The 20,170-nt window shown below is 71.9% G+C and carries 18 protein-coding genes; 8 read left to right on the top strand and 10 right to left on the bottom strand.

Going from position 1 to position 20,170, the window contains the following annotated elements:
- Positions 1-90 precede the first annotated feature (90 nt).
- The 5 genes from OG406_RS31320 to OG406_RS31300 form a co-directional block, all read right to left on the bottom strand.
- Positions 91-735 carry a cytochrome b/b6 domain-containing protein gene (locus OG406_RS31320; RefSeq protein ID WP_081223528.1) on the bottom strand — a complete coding sequence of 215 codons (645 nt, stop codon included), beginning with the start codon at positions 733-735 and terminating at the stop codon, positions 91-93.
- Positions 719-1,486 carry a molybdopterin-dependent oxidoreductase gene (locus OG406_RS31315; protein ID WP_164372510.1) on the bottom strand — a complete coding sequence of 256 codons (768 nt, stop codon included), beginning with the start codon at positions 1,484-1,486 and terminating at the stop codon, positions 719-721. The genes OG406_RS31320 and OG406_RS31315 overlap by 17 nt, the downstream gene beginning before the upstream one ends.
- A 123-nt stretch (positions 1,487-1,609) precedes the next feature.
- The gene (locus OG406_RS31310; protein ID WP_329188973.1) at positions 1,610-3,175 is read right to left on the bottom strand and encodes an APC family permease; all 1,566 of its coding nucleotides are present in this window, start codon (positions 3,173-3,175) and stop codon (positions 1,610-1,612) included.
- Between the two features lie 41 nt (positions 3,176-3,216).
- Entirely contained in the window at positions 3,217-4,167 is a 951-nt protein-coding gene (locus tag OG406_RS31305; RefSeq protein WP_164372512.1) for a hypothetical protein, read from the bottom strand.
- 254 nt (positions 4,168-4,421) lie between these two features.
- On the bottom strand, positions 4,422-6,077 hold the full coding sequence (locus OG406_RS31300) for an FAD-binding dehydrogenase (RefSeq protein ID WP_329188970.1): 1,656 nt from the start codon (positions 6,075-6,077) through the stop codon (positions 4,422-4,424).
- A gap of 297 nt (positions 6,078-6,374) precedes the next feature.
- Between OG406_RS31300 and OG406_RS31295 the strand changes: the two genes are divergently transcribed.
- Positions 6,375-7,268 carry a DMT family transporter gene (locus tag OG406_RS31295; RefSeq protein WP_266854607.1) on the top strand — a complete coding sequence of 298 codons (894 nt, stop codon included), beginning with the start codon at positions 6,375-6,377 and terminating at the stop codon, positions 7,266-7,268.
- A 75-nt stretch (positions 7,269-7,343) separates the two neighbouring features.
- Positions 7,344-7,859 carry an NUDIX hydrolase gene (locus OG406_RS31290; protein WP_081223535.1) on the top strand — a complete coding sequence of 172 codons (516 nt, stop codon included), beginning with the start codon at positions 7,344-7,346 and terminating at the stop codon, positions 7,857-7,859.
- On the opposite strand, the gene OG406_RS31285 is transcribed toward OG406_RS31290, so the two are convergent.
- Complete coding sequence (locus OG406_RS31285) at positions 7,841-8,647, bottom strand: hypothetical protein (protein ID WP_329188967.1); 807 nt, start codon at positions 8,645-8,647, stop codon at positions 7,841-7,843. The genes OG406_RS31290 and OG406_RS31285 overlap by 19 nt on opposite strands.
- A gap of 65 nt (positions 8,648-8,712) precedes the next feature.
- Between OG406_RS31285 and OG406_RS31280 the strand changes: the two genes are divergently transcribed.
- The 5 genes from OG406_RS31280 (at position 8,713) to OG406_RS31260 (ending at position 12,411) form a co-directional block, all read left to right on the top strand.
- Positions 8,713-9,105, top strand: coding sequence for a YidH family protein (locus OG406_RS31280; protein ID WP_081224047.1), 393 nt, complete (start codon positions 8,713-8,715; stop codon positions 9,103-9,105).
- Positions 9,102-9,431, top strand: a complete 330-nt coding sequence (locus OG406_RS31275) for a DUF202 domain-containing protein (RefSeq protein WP_327410182.1) — start codon at positions 9,102-9,104, stop codon at positions 9,429-9,431. The genes OG406_RS31280 and OG406_RS31275 overlap by 4 nt, the downstream gene beginning before the upstream one ends.
- Before the next feature lie 291 nt (positions 9,432-9,722).
- Positions 9,723-10,019, top strand: a complete 297-nt coding sequence (locus OG406_RS31270; protein ID WP_081223537.1) for a hypothetical protein — start codon at positions 9,723-9,725, stop codon at positions 10,017-10,019.
- 148 nt (positions 10,020-10,167) lie between these two features.
- Entirely contained in the window at positions 10,168-11,190 is a 1,023-nt protein-coding gene (locus OG406_RS31265; RefSeq protein ID WP_164372519.1) for a phosphotransferase family protein, read from the top strand.
- A gap of 6 nt (positions 11,191-11,196) precedes the next feature.
- Positions 11,197-12,411 carry an acyl-CoA dehydrogenase family protein gene (locus OG406_RS31260; RefSeq protein WP_266612405.1) on the top strand — a complete coding sequence of 405 codons (1,215 nt, stop codon included), beginning with the start codon at positions 11,197-11,199 and terminating at the stop codon, positions 12,409-12,411.
- Positions 12,412-12,549: 138 nt separating this feature from the next.
- Here OG406_RS31260 and OG406_RS31255 read toward each other — a convergent pair whose 3' ends face one another.
- From OG406_RS31255 to OG406_RS31245, 3 genes are all read right to left on the bottom strand, one after another.
- Positions 12,550-13,143 carry a TetR/AcrR family transcriptional regulator gene (locus OG406_RS31255; protein WP_081223540.1) on the bottom strand — a complete coding sequence of 198 codons (594 nt, stop codon included), beginning with the start codon at positions 13,141-13,143 and terminating at the stop codon, positions 12,550-12,552.
- Positions 13,144-13,241: 98 nt separating this feature from the next.
- Positions 13,242-14,903 (bottom strand): class I adenylate-forming enzyme family protein, encoded by a 1,662-nt coding sequence (locus OG406_RS31250; RefSeq protein ID WP_267050343.1) that lies wholly within the window; start codon positions 14,901-14,903, stop codon positions 13,242-13,244.
- Positions 14,900-15,664: an SDR family oxidoreductase gene (locus OG406_RS31245; RefSeq protein ID WP_267050344.1), complete on the bottom strand. Its 765-nt coding sequence runs from the start codon at positions 15,662-15,664 to the stop codon at positions 14,900-14,902. Before OG406_RS31245 ends, OG406_RS31250 begins: the two co-directional genes overlap by 4 nt.
- 197 nt (positions 15,665-15,861) lie before the next feature.
- Between OG406_RS31245 and OG406_RS31240 the strand changes: the two genes are divergently transcribed.
- The gene (locus tag OG406_RS31240; protein WP_329188963.1) at positions 15,862-17,106 is read left to right on the top strand and encodes an exo-beta-N-acetylmuramidase NamZ family protein; all 1,245 of its coding nucleotides are present in this window, start codon (positions 15,862-15,864) and stop codon (positions 17,104-17,106) included.
- Between the two features lie 147 nt (positions 17,107-17,253).
- Here the strand turns inward: OG406_RS31240 and OG406_RS31235 are convergent, their stop codons facing one another.
- Positions 17,254-20,043 (bottom strand): penicillin acylase family protein, encoded by a 2,790-nt coding sequence (locus tag OG406_RS31235; RefSeq protein ID WP_267050346.1) that lies wholly within the window; start codon positions 20,041-20,043, stop codon positions 17,254-17,256.
- Between the last annotated feature and the right edge of the window lie 127 nt (positions 20,044-20,170).

The raw sequence follows: 20,170 nt of genomic DNA, 5'->3' as shown, positions 1-20,170 counted from the left end.
TTCAGGACGGGACCGGATCACGCCGGTCGGAAGCGGGTCCGGATCTCCGGGCCCGCTTCACCGTTCCGTGGGCTCAGGCGGTCCCGCGGCTCACGGCCGCCACAACGGGTGCTCCCGCTCGGCCCACTCGCGGCTCACCGACCCGGTGCGCAGACCCCGCCTCGCCTCCGGGTCGCCCAGTGCCATGCCGATGTGGCCCGCGAGGACGATGCCGATGGTCAGGGCCAGCCAGTCGTGCACGAAGGTCGCCGAGGTGCGCCACATCAGGGGCGTGAGGTGGGTGAACCACATCAGCAGCCCGGTGCCCACCATGACCAGGGTGGCGCCGGCGATCCAGGCGGCGTAGACCTTCTGCCCCGCGTTGAACTTGGCCGCGGGGCGGGAGTCCCGGTCCTTGTCGCGGCGCAGCGCCGCCCGCAGCCACACGCGGTCGTGCGGGCCGAAGCGGTTGAGGTGACCGAGGTCGCGGCGGAACGCGCGGGAGGCGAGGCCCGCGACGACCGGGACCGGGAGCATCAGACCGGCCCACTCGTGGACGCGGACGACGAGTTCGCGGCGGCCGACGAGTTCGGCCAGCTCGGGTACGTAGAGGCAGGCCGCGGTGACCACGCACACGCCCATCAGCAGGGCCGTGACGCGGTGCACCCAGTGTTCGGCCCGGGTGAAGCGGTGGACCTGGCGGGACGGGGCGGGGGCGGCGGACACGTCCGGGGCGCCGTCAGCTCGTGGGTTCATCGTCGCGTCCGTTCGAACGGCCGACCCAGGCGTCGACGTCGTAGCCCCGGTCCTCCCAGTACCCGGGACGGACGTCCTCGGTGACGGTGATGCCGGAGAGCCACTTGGCGGATTTGTAGAAGTACATCGGCGCGACGTAGAGGCGTGCGGGGCCGCCGTGGTTGTGGCCGAGGGGCTTGTCCTGCATGCGCAGGGCCACCAGGACGTCCGCGCGGCGGGCCTGGCGGAGCGTCAGGCTCTCCGAGTACGCCCCGTCGAAGCAGGTGAAGCGGACCGCCCCGGCCGTGTGGTGGACTCCCGCGGCGTCGAGCAGGTCGGACAGCCGGACGCCCTCGAAGGGGGTGCCGGGGACCCGCCAGCCGGTGACGCACTGGACGTCGTGGACCAGCCGGGTCTGCGGCAGGGCGCGCAGGTCGGCGAGCGTGTACGAGGCGGGGTGGTCGACCAGGCCGTCGACGGTGAGCCGGTAGTTCTTCTCGTCCTTGTGCGGGACGGAGGAGGTCACCGAGTAGTAGCGGAAGCCGCCGCCGTTGGGCAGCAGTCCGGTCAGGCCCGTGGGGTCCTTCTCGGACGCGCCCGCCAGGAAGGACTCCATGGTGCTCTGGAGGGTCGGCGCCGTCAGCACGCCGAGGGCGCCGAGTCCGAGGGTGCCGAGCAGGACGCGTCGGCCGATGGGCTTGCCGCGTTCCTCGGGACGGGCGGGCTCGTCGGGCCGCTCGGGGTCCGGTTCGCCGGGCCGTTCAGTGTTCACTCATTGATTCGAGCACCCGCGACCCCCAAAAAGCCAGCGGTGGCGGGTGCTCGTCAGCGTTCCGTCATCTCTTCTCACGTCCTGTTCGAAGCGCGGGGCTCCGAACAGGACGTGCGGGCCGCCTCAGGAGGTGGACTCGGCCGCCTTGTCCAACTGGAACGCCTCGTTCCCGAGACCGATCCGGGCGTGCGCCTCGGGCTTGCGGGAGCGCAGCACGAGTCCCTGGACCAGTCCGACGACCGCGGCCGCCCCGATGACGGCGGGCAGCAGCCAGCTGAGGGTGGAGCCCGGACCGGTGCCGACGAGGACGTCGAAGTCCTTGACGGTGTAGACCACGATGACGAGGAGGGCGACGCCGGCGACGGCGGAGGTGGCCAGGCGCCAGCCCTGGGCGCGGGCGGCGCCGCGGCGGACGAAGAACACGATGACCGACAGCGAGGCGGCCGCCATCAGGAGGATGACCCCGAGGGCTCCGACGTTGCCGCCCCAGGTGAAGAGGTGCAGCACGGGTGCGGTCGGGTCGCCGGTCGGCTTGTCGTCGGCGAGTGCGAAGCCGCCGACGACGACCAGGGAGACGACGGTGTGCAGCAGGGAGCCTGTGCCGGGGGCGCCGCTGGACTCCGTGGTCCGGCCGAAGGCGGCGGGCAGCAGCCCCTCACGGCCCATGGCGAAGGCGTAGCGCGAGACGACGTTGTGGAAGCTGAGCAGCGCGGCGAACATGCCCGTCACGAAGAGGACGTGCAGGACGTCGGTGAACGTGGTGCCGAGCCGCGACTCGGTGAGGAAGAACAGCAGTCCGGCGCTCTGCTTCTGGGACGTCCCGATGATCGCGGAGGGCCCGGTGGCCACCGTCAGCGCCCAGGAGCTGATCGCGAAGAAGACGGCGACGAAGCCGATCGCGAGGAACATGACGCGCGGGACCAGGATGTGCGGGCGGCTGGTCTCCTCCGCGTAGACCGGGGCCTGTTCGAAGCCGGTGAAGGCCGCGATGCAGAAGCACAGCGCGGTGCCGACGCCTGCTCCGGTGAGGGTGTCCGGGTTGAACGCGTGCAGCGACAGGCCCTGCTGGGCGGGATCCGCGACGGCCGCGACGTCGAAGACGACGACGAGGGCGACCTCGATGACCAGCAGCACGCCGAGCACCCAGGCGTTGACGTCGATCTTCAGCCAGGCCAGTGCGCCGACGACGAGCACGGCGGCGAGCGCCGGTATCCACCAGACGAGTTCGGTGTCGAGGTAGGTGGCGAACAGTCCGGAGACCTCGAAGCCGAAGAGGCCGTAGATGCCGACCTGGAGCGCGCTGTAGGCGACCAGGGCGACCGCCGCCGCGGCGGCGCCGGGGGTGCCGCCGAGTCCGCGGGAGATGTACGCGTAGAAGGCGCCGGCGTTGTGGACGTGCCGGCTCATCTCGGCGTACCCGACGCTGAAGAGCACGAGGACGACACCGAGGATGACGAAGAGCAGCGGCTGCCCGACGATGCCCATCACCGCGAATGTAGTGGGCATGACACCCGCGACCACCATGAGGGGAGCGGTCGCCGCGAGGACGGACAGCAGCAGGCCCCCCGTGCCGAGGCGGCCGGCGCGCAGGGCGCGGTCCTGCCCCTTGAAAGTGCTGATGCCGGCCTCGTCGGCGGCCGGTCTTCCCGTGCTCGACGTACTCGATGTGCTCGAACTGCCCGTCGTCATCGCGGGGTCGTCCTTTCGGATGTCTGGTCGTCGGGGGGCGTTCACACCGTGCCGAGCGCGCTGTCGCGTGCGGTACGGAAGGCGGTGTACGGATCGCGGTCCGGATAGGACCAGGGAGCCGGGGTGGGGTGCTCGCCGATGCGGTGGAACAGGGCGGCGGCCTCGGCGCCCCGGCCCTCGCAGAACTTGGCGTGGGCAAGGAAGTTGAGGTCGACGAGGCGCCGCGGATGGTCGTCGCGCTCCCACTCCAGCCACCAGTCGAAGGCGGCCTTCATCACCTGCCGGGCCCGCCGTCCGACCCAGTGTCCGGAGGCGACCGGATCGGCGGGTTCGCTCCCGGCGGCGGCGAGCACCCGGAAGCGTTCGGCGTGCGCGACCACGGGGAGGATCGCGAGCGGCGAGTCGGCGGGAGCCAGCTCGGCGGCCCAGTTGGCGAAGTCGTAGACCTCGTGCAGCGGGTCCTGGCCCGCGGTGGCGCGGCGTTCGGCGAGCCGGGCGACCATCAGGTGGTGCGCGTGGTGGTGGTCGGGGTGCCGGTGGCGCACCTCGTCGAAGAGCCGGACGACGTCCTCCTCAGCGCCGAGCGAGCGCTCCAGGAGGAGCAGGGCGAGCCAGGGCGTGGGGTCGGCGGGGGCGAGCGCCGCCGCGGACCGGCAGGCGTCGCGGGCGCGTTCGGGGCGCTCCTTGCCGTTCAGGGCGCGCTCGACCGTGGCGCAGCCGAGCAGGACGGCCGCGTCGGGGGACTCCGGTTCGGCGAGCTGCCAGTCACGGGCCCAGGCGAGGGTGGCGGACTCCTGCGCGAGAACGGTGAGGCGGTGTCCGCGGCGGTCCCAGTCCTCGCCGGTCCCGGCGAGCAGGGCGCGGACGGCGGTCCACCGCCCCTGGCTCAACGAGGTGCGGGCGGCGACGAGTTCGGCGTCGTCGAGGGCGGCGTCGAACGACTGGGCCGCACGCTTGCGGCCGCGGCCCAGGGGTGGCGGGGGTGGTGACACCGCTGCTCAACCTCACAGGCGCGGTTCGTCAGAGAGTGATCACGGACAGCAAACCCTCAGCCAGAGTTCACGTCAAGAGCCGGCCAAGTCGCTACACGTGTCAACTGGCGGGGCGTGCGGTGAAGTTGACCCTCACCGCCCCCATCGTCCCGAAGCGTCCCCGGAAGGTCGGACGTCCCTCGACGTCCGACCTTCACCGCGGTACGGCCTCCGTGCGGATCTGCCCGTACCCGGCCCGCCGCGTAAGCCTCGGCTCAGCCGACCGCCCCGGCCGCCGCGCGGCCCGCCGTCCGGCCGGAGAAGAGGCAGCCTCCGAGGAAGGTGCCCTCCAGGGACCGGTATCCGTGCACACCGCCGCCGCCGAACCCGGCGGCCTCACCGGCCGCGTACACGCCCTCCAGCGCCTCGCCGCCCTCGGTCAGCACGCGCGAGGAGAGGTCGGTCTCCAGGCCGCCGAGGGTCTTGCGGGTGAGGATGTTGAGGCGGACGGCGATCAGCGGGCCCGCCTTGGGGTCGAGGATGCGGTGCGGGCTCGCGGTGCGGATCAGCTTGTCCCCGAGGTACTTGCGGGCTCCGCGGATGGACATGACCTGGAGGTCCTTGGTGAACGGGTTGGCGATCTCCCGGTCGCGCGCCACGATCTCGCGGTGCAGCGCGGCCTCGTCGATGAGCGGCTCCTTGGTGAGCGCGTTCATCCCGCGCACCAGGGCGGCGAGGTCCTTCTCCACGACGAAGTCGGCGCCGTGGTCCATGAAGGCCTTCACGGGGGCGGGCACGTCGGCGCGGGCGCGTCCGATGACGTCGCGGATCGACTTGCCGGTCAGGTCGGGGTTCTGCTCCGAGCCGGAGAGCGCGAACTCCTTGCCGATGATCTTCTGGTCGAGCACGAACCACGTGTAGTCGTATCCGGTGCTCATGATGTGTTCGAGGGTGCCGAGGGTGTCGAAGCCGGGGAAGAGCGGGACGGGCAGCCGGTTGCCGCGCGCGTCCAGCCAGAGGGAGGACGGTCCGGGCAGGATGCGGATGCCGTGCTTGTCCCAGACGGGGTTCCAGTTCTGGATGCCCTCGGTGTAGTGCCACATGCGGTCGCGGTTGATGAGCCGGGCGCCCGTCTCCTCGGCGATCCCGAGCATCGCCCCGTCGACGTGCGCGGGCACGCCGGAGATCATCCGTTCGGGCGGGGTGCCGAGACGCTCCGGCCAGTTGGCGCGGACGAGGTCGTGGTTGCCGCCGATGCCGCCCGAGGTGACGATCACGGCCTGGGCCCGGAGCTCGAAGGCGCCGGTGACCTCGCGGCTGCTGGCCTGGCCGCGCTCGATGCCGGACGGTGCCAGGACCTCGCCGGTGACGGTGTCGACCGAGCCGGCGCTGCGGGACAGTCCGGTCACCCGGTGGCGGAACCGCAGCTCGACGAGGCCGCGGGCGACGCCCTCGCGCACCCGGCGTTCGAAGGGCGCGACGAGGCCGGGGCCGGTCCCCCAGGTGATGTGGAAGCGCGGTACGGAGTTGCCGTGCCCGGTGGCGTCGTAGCCCCCGCGTTCGGCCCATCCGACCACCGGGAAGAAGCGCACGCCCTGGCCGTGCAGCCAGGACCGCTTCTCACCGGCCGCGAAGTCGACGTACGCCTCGGCCCAGCGGCGCGGCCAGTGGTCCTCCGGACGGTCGAAGCCGGCCGTGCCCATCCAGTCCTGGAGGGCCAGGGCGTGACTGTCCTTGATCCGCAGGCGGCGCTGTTCCGGGGAGTCGACGAAGAAGAGCCCGCCGAAGGACCAGTGCGCCTGCCCGCCGATCGACTGCTCGGGCTCCTGGTCGAGGAGGATCACCTTGCGGCCCGCGTCGACGAGCTCGGCGGTCGCCGCGAGCCCCGCGAGGCCCGCTCCGATGACGATCACATCTGCGTCGTAGGCCATGGGCCCGTCCTCTCGGCATTCCGACTGGTCGGATCGGATCGGCGCCCGGGGACGACGTGATGACGTTTGTCACGAACCGATCGGCAGCTTCGCTGGTTGATGAGACATTGGAGATGTGGTGGTCGGCCACGACGGGCGACCAGCCGTTGTTACTGATCGGTCAGATCCTTCGGCAAGAAAGGTGACCGAGTCAACCGCCTGGCTCCCGGGACTCCCGGAGCAGGCCCCGGCCCTTGGCACTAAAGTCGGCGGGAAACGCACCGTGGCCCCCGACCCCGATGTATCGAGGTACCCAGCGTGTCGGTTCTCGTTCTGGTCCTCGCAGTGAGCGCGGCCTGCTGCCTGGGCTTCGGTTTCGTGCTCCAGCAGAACGCCGCCTCGCACGCCCCGCTGAGCGACTTCCTCTCCCCGCGCATCCTGCTGGACCTCGTCCGGGTCCCGCGCTGGCTGGGCGGCATCGGGCTCATGGTGTGCGGCATGGTGCTCGGCGCGATCGCGCTCGGCAAGGGCGAGGTCTCCCTGGTGGAGCCGCTCCTCGCCACGAACCTCCTCTTCGCGCTGGCCCTCTCCCGCCACCAGACCAAACAGCCGCTCGGGCGGCAGGGCTGGGCAGGGCTCATCCTGCTCGCGGGCGGCGTCTCGGCGTTCATCGTCGCCGGGCAGCCGCAGGGCGGCGAGGCCATCGACGATCCGCTGCGGCACTGGCTGATCATCGGGATCGTGGTCGGGCTGGCCCTGCTGCTCACCGCCTACGCGAAACGCTCCCGGCTGAGCGCGGGACCCGTGCTCCTCGCCACCGCCGCCGGCCTGCTGTACGGCCTGCAGGACGCGCTCACCCGGGTGAGCGGCCAGCGGTTCGGCGACGGCGGCTGGTCCGAGCTGCTCACCGGCTGGCAGCCGTACACGGTCCTCGTCCTCGGCGTGACCGGCCTGATCCTGGTCCAGAGCGCCTTCGAGACCGCTCCCCTGCGGATGTCGCTGCCCGCTCTCACCGCCGCCCAGCCGCTGGCCGGCATCGCCTGCGGGGTGGGCTTCCTCGGCGACCAGCTCCGCACCGACGTGGGCGCCCTCGCCTGGCAGGCCGCGGGGCTCGCGGGGGTCGTGGCGGGGATCATCCTGCTCGGGATGCACCCGGCGATGCCCTCGGGCACGGCCGAGCCGGAGCACTCGCGGGACCTCCAGCCGCACTGACACGACCCGCCGGCGACACGGGCACTCCCCCTCGACGGCCTCCCTCGGCCGCCCCCGGCTGCTTGGATGGGGTCCATGAGTGCCGCTGACGAGATCCTCGACATCGTGGACGAGAACGACCAGGTCATCGGGCAGTCCCCGCGCGGGGAGGCGTACGAGCGCGGGCTGCGTCACCGGTGCGTGTTCATCCAGGCTCGGGACGCCGAGGGCCGGGTCTTCGTCCACCGGCGTACCGCGACCAAGCTGGTGTTCCCCTCCTTCTACGACATGTTCGTCGGCGGGGTCGTCGGCACCGGCGAGTCCTACGACGACGCCGCGCTGCGCGAGGCCGAGGAGGAACTCGGCGTCTCCGGGCTTCCCCGGCCGACCCCCCTCTTCCGCTTCCTGTACGACGACGGGGCCGGCCGGACGTGGTGGTCCGCGGTCTACGAGGTGCGCTGCGACCTTCCGGTGGACCCGCAGGTGGAGGAGGTCGCCTGGCACGACTTCCTCACCGACGAGGAGGTGGAGGCCAGGCTCGCCGACTGGACCTGGGTCCCCGACGGCCTCGCGGCCCACGAGCGGCTCAGGGACTACCGGGCGATGGGCTGACGTTCCGCCCGTCCGGGACCGGCCCCGGGGTGCCGGACGGTGAGCGCGGCGGCCAGTGCGCGCTCCTGGTCCGCGGTGATGCCCTGGGCCAGCCGGACGGTGCGCGGGCTGTACGGCCCGTCGCACAGCGGGAGCGGGCTCGGCTCCCTGGTGGTGCCGCTGAGCGGGCTCGGGCCCTGGGGTGTCCAGGTGGGGCCGTCCCAGAAGGGATGGTCCAGGAAGCGCTCGGCGGCGCCCGGTGCCGCCTCGGCGGCCATTCCGGCCGCGGTGAGCGCGTCGCCGATCCGCCGCACCGCCTCCTCGGTCGGCACGTCGGCGTCGCCGAACGCCGGGAGCAACAGCAGCAGGCGCGTGCCCGGGTCGAGCACGCCCTCGGCGCCCGGCGGGGCGGAGCCGGCGACCGCCAGCAGCTCGGGCCAGGACAGCCCGGGGCCGCTGAAGTGCCCCTCGATCGAGGCCAGCCGGCCGGAGCGGGACCACGCGGGATGGGTGATCACGTAGTCCGTGCCGGAGTCCTCCGGATGGTTGCTGTGGACGATCCACAGGACGTGGCCCCCCGCCAGGGGGAGCCGGTACGCCGGCCACGGGTCCACCGGTCCGTACAGAGCGTCCACGGCCGCGTCGACATCGGCGCCGTCCGCCCCGAACAGCTCCGGCTCGTCCGCGAAGTCGTCCCAGGTGGGCACGTAGTAGGCGGGCCAGAATCCCGGCAGGCGCAGCAGCTGCTCGGCCGGGGCGATGCTGAACCCGGGCGGCGCGAGGTCGGGGGGCGGCGCGGAATCGTCCATGGCCCCGGACGGTAGCGGGCGGCACGGACACCGGCGCGTGGCGGGCTCCCGGTAGGGTCCTGGACGTGATCGAACTCGTGCGTAATGTCCGGCTGTGGTTCGCGCCCCGGCAGATCCGCGAGGAGGGCGGGACGCCGGACTACCGGTTCTCCCTGGCCAACGAGCGGACCTTCCTGGCCTGGCTGCGCACCGCGCTCGCGCTGATCGGCGGGGGCTTCGCGGTGGACCAGTTCCTGCCGGACCTGCGCTGGGCCTGGCGTGCCGGCCTCGCCCTCGCGCTGCTGGCCGCGGGTGTGCTCTGCTCCCTGCGGGCCGTCAACCACTGGGTGCGCTGCGAGCGGGCGATGCGGCGCGGCGAGGACCTGCCCGTGTCGGGGTTCCCGGCGGTGCTGAGCATCGCCGTGGCGGTCGTCGCGGTCGCGATGATCGTGGTGGTCCTCGCCGGCTGGGCCGGATGACCCCGCCGGCACGCGAGGAGCGGGATCCCGGCCTCCAGCCGGAGCGCACCCGGCTCGCCTGGCGGCGCACGACCCTCTCCAGCACCGTCGTCGCCGTGCTCGCCGCGAAGGCGGCGCTGCAGGACGGGGACTCGGTGGCGGGGGTCGCGGCGTGCGCGGTCGCCTGCGTGCTGTGGCTGTGCTTCCTCGCGCTCGCCCACCAGCGCATCCGCGCGCTGGCCCTCGCGGGTCCGGCCGGTCCCGCCGTCCTCAGCCTCCGGCACGCGGTGGCCACCGCGGCGTGCACGCTCGTCCTGGCGGTGTGCGCGGTCGCCTTGGTGTTCTAGGGGCCTGCCGGTCCGGATCGGGCCCGGGGCGTACGCGGTCTCCGGCCCCCGGTCCGCGCGCTCTCCGAGCCCGTGGGGCGGTCTCCCGTCCCGCGGGCGGTACGCGCACACCGGACGACGGCCGTGGGCGATGGGGCGCTGGTGTTCCTGCCTTCCCCGGACGCCATGCAGGGCGAATTGCTGATGAATGACCCGATATCCACCTGTTCACGGCGCTAGCCTGAGGTGGCGTTCCGCCCCGCTCCGGAGGCGGACGGACCGTCCACTTCACGCCGCCCGAAGGTGAGCACGATGACCACCCTTCACCAGGAGCACCCCACCCACCAGCACACCCACGGCCCGGACTGCGGTCACGCCCAGGTGCGGCACGGGGACCACGTCGACTACGCGCACGACGGGCACCTGCACCGCGAGCACGCGGGTCACTGGGACGAGTGCGAGCAGAGCGGCCACGTCGCGCACGAAGCCCACTCCCACCAGCACGGCGAGGGCTGCGGACACCCCGCGGTCCCGCACGGCGACCACGTCGACTACCTGCACGAGGGGCACCGGCACGCCGAGCACGAGGGGCACTGGGACGACCACTGACCTTCCATGCTCCGCAGGCGTCTCGGCGTCTCCCCCGGTCACGGACTCACCGGGGGAGACGCCGATCACGTTTCGCACAGTCGCTGGACGACATACCGACTGGTCGGCATCATGGTCACCACCTGTTTCCGTGTGCTGAGGAGCGAAGATGAGTCCGGATCACCCGCCAGGTCTCGATCTCGACCGGTTGCGTGACCTGCTCGACCGCGAGCGGCCCGGGCTGGTGAACGGCCCGCTGACCGGCCGGCTGATCGAGGGCGGACGGTCCAATCTCACCTACGCGGTCTCCGACGGTGCCGCGCGATGGGTCGTGCGGCGGCCCCCGCTCGGCCATGTGCTGGCGACCGCGCACGACATGAAGCGCGAGCACCGGGTGATCAGCGCGCTGCACCCGACGGCCGTACCGGTCCCGGACCCCGTGCTGCTCTGCGAGGACGACTCCGTGCTCGGCGCACCGTTCTACGTCATGGAGTTCGTGGAGGGCACGCCCTTCCGCACCGCCGACCAGCTCGCCCCGCTCGGCCCGGAGCGCACGCGCGAGGCGGTGCTCGGCCTGGTGGACACCCTGGTGGAACTGCACGCGGTGGACCCGGCCGAGGTGGGCCTCGCGGACTTCGGCCGGCCCGAGGGCTTCCTCGACCGGCAACTGCGGCGCTGGGGGAAGCAGTTGGACGCGTCCCGCAACCGCGAGCTGCCGGGCATCGACGAACTGCACGCCGCCCTCGGGCGCGAACTGCCCCACTCCCCCGCGGCCACGGTCGTGCACGGCGACTACCGGCTCGACAACGTGCTCATCGGCCCCGACGACCGGATCAGGGCGATCCTGGACTGGGAGATGTCCACCCTCGGCGATCCGCTGACCGACCTGGGCCTGCTCGTCATGTACAGCACGCGCCTGGACCTTCCGAACTCCCCCATCAGCACCACGGCTTCGGCCGCCGGTCACCCGGAGGCCGCCGAGATCGTCGAGCGGTACGCCGCGCGCTCGGGGCGCGACGTGTCCGCGGTCTCCTGGTACACGGCGTTCGCCTGGTTCAAGCTCGCGGTGATCCTCGAAGGCATCCACTACCGCTACACGAAGGGCCAGACCGTCGGCGCGGGCTTCGACCGCATCGGCGAGCTGACGCCCGTCTTCATCGAGCACGGCCTGACCACCCTTCAGGAAGGCTGATCCGCCATGGACTTCGGATTCGACGCGCGCACCGAAGAGCTGCGCCAGAAGCTGCTCGCCTTCATGGACGAGCACGTCTATCCGGCGGAGGCCGTCGCCGAGGAGCAGCGCGCCCTGCTGGCCTCGCCGTGGGACACCCCCGCCGTGGTCGGCGAGTTGAAGGCCGAGGCCCGCAGGCAGGGCCTGTGGAACCTCTTCCTGCCGGACTCCGAGTACGGCGCGGGTCTCACCAACCTGCAGTACGCGCCGCTCGCGGAGATCACGGGCCGCAGCCCGCACCTGGCGCCCACGGCGCTGAACTGCGCCGCGCCGGACACCGGCAACATGGAGGTGCTCACCCAGTTCGGTGACGAGCAGCAGCGGAAGCAGTGGCTGGAGCCGCTGCTGGCCGGCGAGATCCGCTCCGCGTTCGCGATGACCGAGCCCGAGGTCGCGTCCTCCGACGCCACGAACATCACCACGCTGATCGAGCGGGACGGCGACGAGTACGTCATCACCGGCCGCAAGTGGTACATCTCCGGGGCGATGAACCCCGACTGCAGGATCTTCATCGTGATGGGCAAGACGGACCCGGACGGCCCGGACATCCGCCGCCAGCAGTCGATGGTCCTGGTCCCCCGGGACACACCGGGCCTGGAGGTCCGCCGGGCCATGCAGGTGTACGGCTACGAGGACCACTCGCACGGCGGGCACGCCGAGGTCGTCTTCGACCACGTCCGGGTGCCGGTGACCAACCTGGTGGGCGAGGAGGGCGGCGGGTTCGCCATCGCGCAGGCGCGGCTCGGTCCGGGCCGGATCCACCACTGCATGCGGCTGATCGGCATGGCCGAGCGGGCCATCGAGCTGATGTGCAGGCGGGCGGTGGCCCGTACGGCGTTCGGCAAGCCGCTGGCCCAGCAGGGTGTCGTGCAGAACTGGATCGCCGACGCGCGGGTCGCCGTCGAGCAGCTCCGGCTGCTGGTCCTGAAGACCGCCTGGATGATGGACACCGTCGGCAACAAGGGGGCCCACACGGAGATCCAGGCCATCAAGATCGCCACACCGCGCACGGTCGTCGACATCCTCGACAAGGCCGTGCAGCTGCACGGTGCGGGTGGGGTGAGCCAGGACTTCCCGCTGGCCGAGCTCTGGGCGAGTGCGCGGACGCTGAAGCTCGCCGACGGGCCCGACGAGGTCCACCAGCGGTCGCTGGCGTACCGGGAGATCAAGAAGTACGGGTGACGCCGGGGGCCGGGGGGGGGTGTCTCGCCCCCTCCGCCCCTACCCGTCCCGTAACCGGGGGCGCTGCCCCCGGACCCCAGCTCCTCCATCGCCGGAGGGGCTGTATTTATTTGGCCCGTCCGGCGGCTGAGAGGCCGGTTACGGGCGCAGTGCGCGCAGCAGGAGGTCGGCCAGGTGGTCGGCGACCTCCTGGCGGGCGAGGGGGCCGTCCGGGCGGTACCACGTGGACAGGTGGTGGACCGAGCCGAAGTGGTAGTCGACGACGAGGTCGGCCGGGGTCGCCGTGGAGAAGACGCCCTTCTTCTGGCCCTCCTCGATCAGCGCGCGGAACCGCTCGTGATAGCGCCGCCGCTCCGAACGCACCTGCTTGAGCTTCTCGGGGCCGAGTTGATGCATGGAGCGGAAGAAGATCGAGGCGTCGTCGAGGTTGTCGATGGTGGTGACGACCACGTCGGCCGCCGCGCCCCGCAGCCGCTCCTCCACCGGCGCGTCCGAGTCGGCGAAGGCGTCCAGCCGCTCCTGCTGGAGGCGCAGCACGCGCGCGTAGACCTCGTGCAGCAGGTCGTCCTTGGAGCCGAAGTAGTGGTACAGCGCCCCCTTGGTGACGCCCGCCGCCTCGACGATCTCCTGCACGGAGGTCCGGTCGTAGCCCTGCTCGGCGAAGAGCCGGGTGGCGGCGGCCAGCAGCCGCTGCGGGACGGGCGTACCGTCACCGTCCGTCGTCCTGGGCACTGCCGCCACCTGCCTTCCGTGCGTTCACATCGATCGTTGTCGCTCTCGGGGTGTTCCCGGGGAGCACCGTGTTCCCCGGGAACCGTCGGCCCCGGGAACTACGGGGAGTCCTCCGTGCGGGAACGCAGTTCCCGCCGCAGGATCTTCCCACTCGCCGTCTTCGGCAGTTCGGGCAGGATCACCACCTGCCGCGGATATTTGTAGGCGGCCAGTCTCTCCTTGCACCAGGCGGCGAGCGCGTCGGGGTCCTCGGAGGTGCCCGGCCGCAGGCTGATGTAGGCCTTGACGGTCTCGCCGCGGTAGCCGTCGGGTATCCCGACGACGGCGGCCTCACGGACCGAGGGGTGGGTGTAGAGGACGTCCTCCACCTCGCGCGGCCAGACCTTGAACCCGGAGGCGTTGATCATGTCCTTCTTGCGGTCGACGACGTAGAGCCAGCCGGCGGTGTCCATGAAGCCGATGTCTCCGGTGCGCAGTTCGCCGTCCGGGAAGGTCTCGGCGGTGGCCTCGGGGCGTCGCCAGTAGCCCGGCACGACCTGCGGGCCGCGCACGAGGATCTCGCCCTGTTCCCCGAAGGGGACGTCCTGGCCCAGGTCGTCGACGATGCGCACGACCGAGTCGGGGCCCGGCACGCCGACCGCGAGCGTTCCGGAGACCGGGTCGACCGGCGCCTCCAGTTCGGGCGGCACGGAGGCGCAGGGCGCGGTGCACTCGGTGAGCCCGTAGCCGTTGCGGATGTACGGGCCGAAGCCGGCGCGGAACTTCTCGACGAGGGCGGGCGGCAGCGGCGCGCCGCCGGAGGAGATGTTCACGAACGAGGAGAAGTGGTCCGGGGTGACCGCCGGATGGGCGGCCAGTGCCATGAAGGCGGTGGAGGGCCCGACGGTGTAGAGCGGCCGGTGCTCGGCGAACGCGTCGAGGACGACCCCCGCCTCGAAGCGGTAGGCCAGGACCAGCGTGCCCTCGCTGTTGAGACAGGCCGCGAGCTGGCAGACCATGCCGGTGATGTGGAACAGCGGCGCCATCGCGAAGTACACGGGCGCCTCCGGCAGGGCGAGCCCGGTCCGCTGCCGCTCCGCGTTGTACATGATGTTGCCGTGCGTGTTGGTGGCTCCCTTGGGGGTGCCGCTGGTGCCCGAGGTGTAGCTGATGAGGGCGATGTCGGACGGCCCGAGGTCGCGGTCCTCCGGGGCGGTGTGCCCCTGCCGGGCGACGGCCACGAGATCGTCGGCGCCCGCGTCGAGCGGCATCCGCTCGAAGGACAGCACCCGGGTGTCGCCCCGTGTCTGGAGGTCCAGTTCGCAGGCGGTCAGCACGATCCGTACGGGGGAGTCGGCGGCCGTCTCGCGCAGATAGCCGTCCCACGCGCGGTCGGAGCAGACGAGGGCGGTCACCTCGGCGTCGTGCAGGACGTGCCGGACCTCTCCCGCCTTGTACATCGGGTTGACCGGTACGACCGTCGCGCCGGCCTTCCAGGCGCCGAGCAGGGCGAGGACGAACTGCGGGGAGTTCTGGAGCAGGACGGCCACCCGGTCGCCCCGTCCGAGGCCGCGCCCGGCGAGGTGCCCGGCGACGGAGTCGCTCAGCTCGTCGACCTCGCGGTAGCTCAGCCTCCCGTCGAAGTAGGCGAGGGCGGTGCGGTCCGGGGTGTGCGCGACGGCGTCCCGGAGCGCGTGCACCAGGGTGTCGGCGGGGTGCACCGGCGCGCGCTGGGCGTCGCTGAGCAGGGCCACCCAGGGCCGGTCGGCATAGCTGGTCACTCGGTGGTCTCCCACTTCTGCTGGAGGTGGTTCATGTTCGTCATCCAGCGGTCGGGGTCCGCGGCGCGGGCCTGGTAGTACCCGGCGACCTCGGGGTGCGGAAGGATGAGGAAGCGGTTCTCCTCGATCCCCTTCATCAGTGCGTCGGCGACGTCCTCGGGGTCGATGGCGGTCGGCCGGAGCACCAGGTCGCCCGCGCTGCCGGTGGCGGCGAGCATGTCGGTGCGCACACCCTGCGGGCAGATCGCGTGCACGTTCACCCCGCGGTGGCGGTAGGTGAGGGAGAGCCACTCGGCGAAGGCGTACGCGCCGTGCTTGGTGACGCTGTAGGGCGCGGCGCCGATCATGGTGAGCAGGCCCGCGGCGGAGACGGTGGAGACGAACCGGCCGCTGCCGCGCTCCAGCCAGTCCGGCAGGAGGGCGTGGGCGGCGCGCACGTGCGCCATGACGTTGACGTCCCACGCGAGGGCCCAGACGTCCTCGCCGGCCGCTTCGGAACCGCCCGAGCCGACACCGGCGTTCGCGCAGTAGACGTCCACGGTGCCGTCGAGGGCGTCGCGCGCCTCCTCGATGATCAGGGACGCGTCCCCGGGGACCGCGATCCCGCCGATCTCGTCCGCGACGGCCTTCGCCTTCGCGGCGTCGAGGTCGTTGACGACGACCCGCGCCCCCTCGGCGGCGAAGCGTCGGGCCAGCGCGGCTCCGATGCCACCTCCCGCTCCGGTGACGACCACTCCCGCACTCTGCACGGCTCCCACCATCGGTCTCCTTCGACGCGACACGGCTCTGCTGCCACGCCAGACTAACCAGTCGGTATGTGCCGAGGGAAGGGGCCCGGGCGCGCGCCGGGGGCCGCGTGACGAGCCACGACAGAAGAAACGGAACGGCGGTCTACGAACTTCCGCCGTGAGCCCTTAGCGTGCACGTGCCAACCTTCCGCGATCACGGAGGTCACACCATGCGCATGTCCCGACGGTCACTGCTCGCGGCCGGCACCGCCGCCGCGGCCCTGACCCCGCTGCCCGCGGCGGCGGTGCCGGCCGCCGGCTCCGGCCACCGGCTCCGCACCGGGTTCGAGCGGCTCGCCGCCTCGGGGTACGCCTCGCTGCGCGGCGGCCGCGTCGGCGTGGTCACCAACCCGACCGGCGTCACGCGGGACGTCCGGCACATCGTGGACGTCATGCACGCCGACGAACGGGTGGATCTGACCGCCGTCTTCGGTCCGGAGCACGGCTTCCGGGGCACCGCGCAGGCCGGCGGGTCCGAGGGCCGCTACGACGACCCGGCGACCGGACTTCCCGTCTACGACACGTACTTGAAGAGCGGGCAGCCCCTCGCCGACGTCTTCACGGCCTCCGGCGTGGACACCGTCGTGTTCGACATCCAGGACGCGGGGGCCCGGTTCTACACGTACATCTGGACGCTGTACGACTGCATGGAGGCGGCCCGGCTCGCCGGGAAGCGGTTCGTGGTGCTCGACCGGCCGAACCCGGTCACCGGCCGGGCGGCCCTCGGGCCGGTCCTGCACAAGGAGTTCGCGACCTTCGTCGGCCGGCAGCCGATCGCGCAGGCGCACGGGATGACGGTGGCGGAGCTGGCCCGGCTGTTCAACGGGGAGTTCCTCACCCGGCCCGTCGAGCTGGACACCGTGCTGATGTCGGGCTGGCGGCGGAGCGACTTCTACGACGCCTCGGGGCTGCCCTGGGTGCCGCCGAGCCCGAACATGCCGACGGCCGACACCGCCCTCGTGTACTCCGGGACGTGCCTCTTCGAGGGGACGAACCTGTCGGAGGGGCGCGGCACGACCCGGCCCTTCGAGTTGCTGGGCGCGGAGGGCGTCGACGGGCGGTGGGCCGCGGCGGCGAACGGACTGGGGCTGCCCGGCGTGTACTTCAGAGAGGCGTACTTCGCGCCGACGTTCTCCAAGTTCGAGGGGAAGACCGTCGGGGGCGTGCAGATCCATGTGCACGACCGGGCGGCGTACGACCCGGTCCGCACGGGGATCGCGCTCCTGGTGACCGCCCGGAAGGTGTGGACCGGTTTCGCCTGGCGTTCCGACGACTGGATCGACAAGCTGACGGGCTCCACACAGGTGCGCACGATGATCGACGCGGGCGCGGGCACGGACGAGGTCGTGGCGGCCTGGCAGGACGAACTCGGCGCGTTCCGCCGGACGCGCAAGGAGTACCTGCTCTACAGGTGACCGCGTCCGCAGCCCGGACGGTCGAGCCGTGCCGATCCGACCGCCGTGCCGATCCGGCGACGGATGCGGCACGGCGCCCGGGGGCGGGCCGCGTCCACGGCCCGCCCCCGGTCCGGTGCGGCCGCGCCTACGGGCGCGGCCGGGTGCTCACCGGTGTCCGGTGAACTCGACGACCTGCTGGTAGGTCGGCCGGTTCTGCCAGGTGATCCTGCCGTGCTTGATGCCGCCGAGCGCCCGCTGGACGATCGAGTCGGCACACCACTGGTCGCCGGCGGAGCACTGGTCGTCGCCGGGGTAGACGGTGGCCGCGGCCTTGCCCGCCGCCTCCTTCAGCGAGCCGACGAGCGCGTCCCGGCAGGCGCTGAGGCTGCCGCCGCCGCAGTACTTCTGCGACAGACCGCCCTGCACGGACTCCCCCAGCACCGCCCGGATGTCCTTGTCGACATAGCTCCACCAGCCGTACTGGAAGGAGCTTCCGGCATGCGAGCCGGTCGGCCCGTGCCCGGCGGACGGGGCCTCGTCGATGGGCAGGTTGTTGCCGAAGGCGGCGTACAGGTCGTTGCCGAGCCCCGGCTGGAACTCCGCCTTGACCAGCAGCGGCCACCAGGCGTCCAGGATGCGGATCGCGTCGGCGTCGGCGTAGGTGTGCGAGCCGGCCGAGCTCTCCGTGCGCCGGGCGCCCGCGGTCAGCCAGGCGTTCAGCTTTCCCACCGCCGCTGCGGCCGTGGGGTCGGTGACCGGGGAACTGTTGACGACCTTCAGCAGGTCGGGGAGCACGTCCTCGGCCCGCAGGTCGGCGAGGGCCGCGTCGGCCATGGCCTTCACCAGCGCGGTCCGGGTCACCCCGCCCGCCTGGACCAGCTTCGAGACCCGGTCGTCCAGCAGGTCGCCGCGGTGCACCGAGCCGTCGCCCCAGGAGGCCGTGGTGTAGTCCTTGGCCTGTTTGTTGTTCCAGGAGATGTAGTAGTCCTGGTCCACGGAGTTGGGGTGCTGGGAGGCCGGGGTGTAGGCCGCGGTGTTGGTGGCCGGGTCCCAGCCCTGCCAGTCGTAGGCGGCCCGCGCCCACACCGGGAACTCGGCGTCGACCCCGCCGGCCCGCACCGGGTTGTCCCCGCTGTTGTAGTACGCGGTGTGCGCGGAGTCGGCGTAGAACCAGTTGAAGGTGTAGTTGATGTGCTGCACCGCGCTCTGGAAGGTCGCCGGACTCTTCACGTAGTCCGGGTCGTTGAGCATCTGGAACCCGATGATCGAGTCGGCCTCGTGCAGGAAGGACGAGCGCAGGGTGGTGTACGCGACCTTCTTGCCGCCGACGGTCGCGCGGTACTCCACGGGGCCGTACTTGGTCCGGTAGACCTGCATCCGGTAGGAGCCGGCCGCCGTGCCGTCCGCGACGGTCGGCTTCCAGGAGTTGGTCCGCTCGACCTTGTCCATCGCCGTGCAGGTGCCGTGGTAGAGGTAGTGGTAGTCGTCCTGGCACAGCTCGACGGCGTAGGTGTCGATGATGTCCTGGCCGGAGGTCGTCGCGCTCCAGGAGTAGTCCTGGCCCCGGCCCAGTTCGACGTACATGCTCAGGCCCGCGAAGGAGGCGCCGCGAGCGCTCAGGCCCGGGCCCTGTATCTCCTGGAGCATGAGCAGCTGTGGCGCGAAGTAGCCGGTCTGGGGTCCGAAGACGGCGATCGGGTGCCCGCTCGCGGTGTGCTTGCCGCTGACCACCAGGGCGTTGGACATCCCGCGCTTCGCCGAGGTGAGCGAGGTCTTCGCCGCGGTGGCGGAGGCACCGGTCGCGCTCGCGGCCGTCGCGCTGCCGGTGCGGTCGTAGACGAGCTGCTCCTGGGTGACCGAGCCGGGATCGGGCAGGGCCTGGCCCTGCGCGCTGTCCGGCTTGCCGCCGTACGGGAAGCTCTCGCCGTTGTGCACGGTGAGGGCCGCCTCCGGGTCGTTGCGCTCGCGGAAGGACTCCCAGACCTTGGTGCCCTCGGTGACGCCGTACTTGGACTGGGCGGCGAGCAGCGAGAGGGCGTTGTTGACCTCGCCGCCGCCTCCGGAGCCGAACAGCGAACCGATGACGGAGGCCAGCGCCACCAGGTCGGTGAGCTGGAAGTGGTCGATGGTGCCGGCGTTGGTGATGGCGTCCTTGTGGCCGGTCAGGACGTACTCACCGGGGAAGTAGCGGCCGCTGTCGGAGGCGTCGATGTACGCGTTGATGCCGTCGAGATAGGCCTTGGCGTCGGCGAGGGCCTGGACGCCGCGCGCTCCGGCGTTGCTGGTCGCGCTGTCGATCTGGGCCTGCAGGTCGGCCTCGGTGTAAGGCGCGTTGCGCCAGAACTCCTGCTCCAGACCCTGGTTGGAGGGGGCGCCGCCGGCGAAGCCGGTCAGCTGGCCGCGTCCGACATGGCGGAAGACGTCCATCAGCCACAGCCGGTCCTGGGCGGCGGCGAACCCGGCGCCGTACTCGGTGCCGTACCGCGTGGTGCCCGTGATGTGCGGAACGCCCGTTTTCTTGTCCCGCACGATCGTCACGTCACTGCGTCCGCCGGGCTTCGTGGTCGAGGCGACCTGGCCCGGGGCGACGCCGAAGGACGCGTCGTTGAAGAAGTCGTTGATCTTCGTGTCGGTGAGTGCGGGGTAGCCGGAGGCCAGGTTGCCGTACGGGGTGAGCTGGTCCTCCGCGTGGCCGGGCTGGGTGCCGAAGGCCTGGTTGAGCAGGATCTGCGCCAGGGTCGCGTTCCCGTTCTCGCCCGGCGGCAGGATGTCCGAACACTGACCGCCGCAGTAGTCGTTCGTCGCGGCCGCCGAGGTGTCGGCGGCGACCGCCGGGGAAAGCGGCGACAAAAGACCGGCAATGAGCACGCATAGGGAAGCGGCCTTGAGGAACTTGGGGAATCTGCGGGGAGTTCTCAGTCTGTCCAGGGTGGTGCGTGGGGTGCTCGGTGGCATGTCAGCTCCTACCGACTGGGGTGGGCCGGACGTTACCGCCGGTATCCCCGGGAGTGAAGGTGAACATGCGTCAGTTTTGAGGATTCATCGCGACCCTGGACGCCGCCCACGGGCGGTTGACGGCAAC

The organism is Streptomyces sp. NBC_01428, from assembly GCF_036231965.1.
GTDB lineage: Bacteria > Actinomycetota > Actinomycetes > Streptomycetales > Streptomycetaceae > Streptomyces.
Note: the sequence above shows the minus strand (reverse complement) of the source record. Positions and strands in the feature narration are given on the sequence as shown.

Bases quoted from the DNA above. Each gene is read 5' to 3' on its own strand.
- OG406_RS31245 (WP_267050344.1), bottom strand. From the start codon at position 15,664: ATGGTGGGAGCCGTGCAGAGTGCGGGAGTGGTCGTCACCGGAGCGGGA.
- OG406_RS31300 (WP_329188970.1), bottom strand. From the start codon at position 6,077: ATGGCCTACGACGCAGATGTGATCGTCATCGGAGCGGGCCTCGCGGGG.
- OG406_RS31235 (WP_267050346.1), bottom strand. From the start codon at position 20,043: ATGCCACCGAGCACCCCACGCACCACCCTGGACAGACTGAGAACTCCC.
- OG406_RS31275 (WP_327410182.1), top strand. From the start codon at position 9,102: ATGACCCCGCCGGCACGCGAGGAGCGGGATCCCGGCCTCCAGCCGGAG.
- OG406_RS31320 (WP_081223528.1), bottom strand. From the start codon at position 735: ATGAACCCACGAGCTGACGGCGCCCCGGACGTGTCCGCCGCCCCCGCC.
- OG406_RS31285 (WP_329188967.1), bottom strand. From the start codon at position 8,647: ATGGACGATTCCGCGCCGCCCCCCGACCTCGCGCCGCCCGGGTTCAGC.
- OG406_RS31265 (WP_164372519.1), top strand. From the start codon at position 10,168: ATGAGTCCGGATCACCCGCCAGGTCTCGATCTCGACCGGTTGCGTGAC.
- OG406_RS31260 (WP_266612405.1), top strand. From the start codon at position 11,197: ATGGACTTCGGATTCGACGCGCGCACCGAAGAGCTGCGCCAGAAGCTG.
- OG406_RS31290 (WP_081223535.1), top strand. From the start codon at position 7,344: ATGAGTGCCGCTGACGAGATCCTCGACATCGTGGACGAGAACGACCAG.
- OG406_RS31270 (WP_081223537.1), top strand. From the start codon at position 9,723: ATGACCACCCTTCACCAGGAGCACCCCACCCACCAGCACACCCACGGC.
- OG406_RS31310 (WP_329188973.1), bottom strand. From the start codon at position 3,175: ATGACGACGGGCAGTTCGAGCACATCGAGTACGTCGAGCACGGGAAGA.
- OG406_RS31240 (WP_329188963.1), top strand. From the start codon at position 15,862: ATGCGCATGTCCCGACGGTCACTGCTCGCGGCCGGCACCGCCGCCGCG.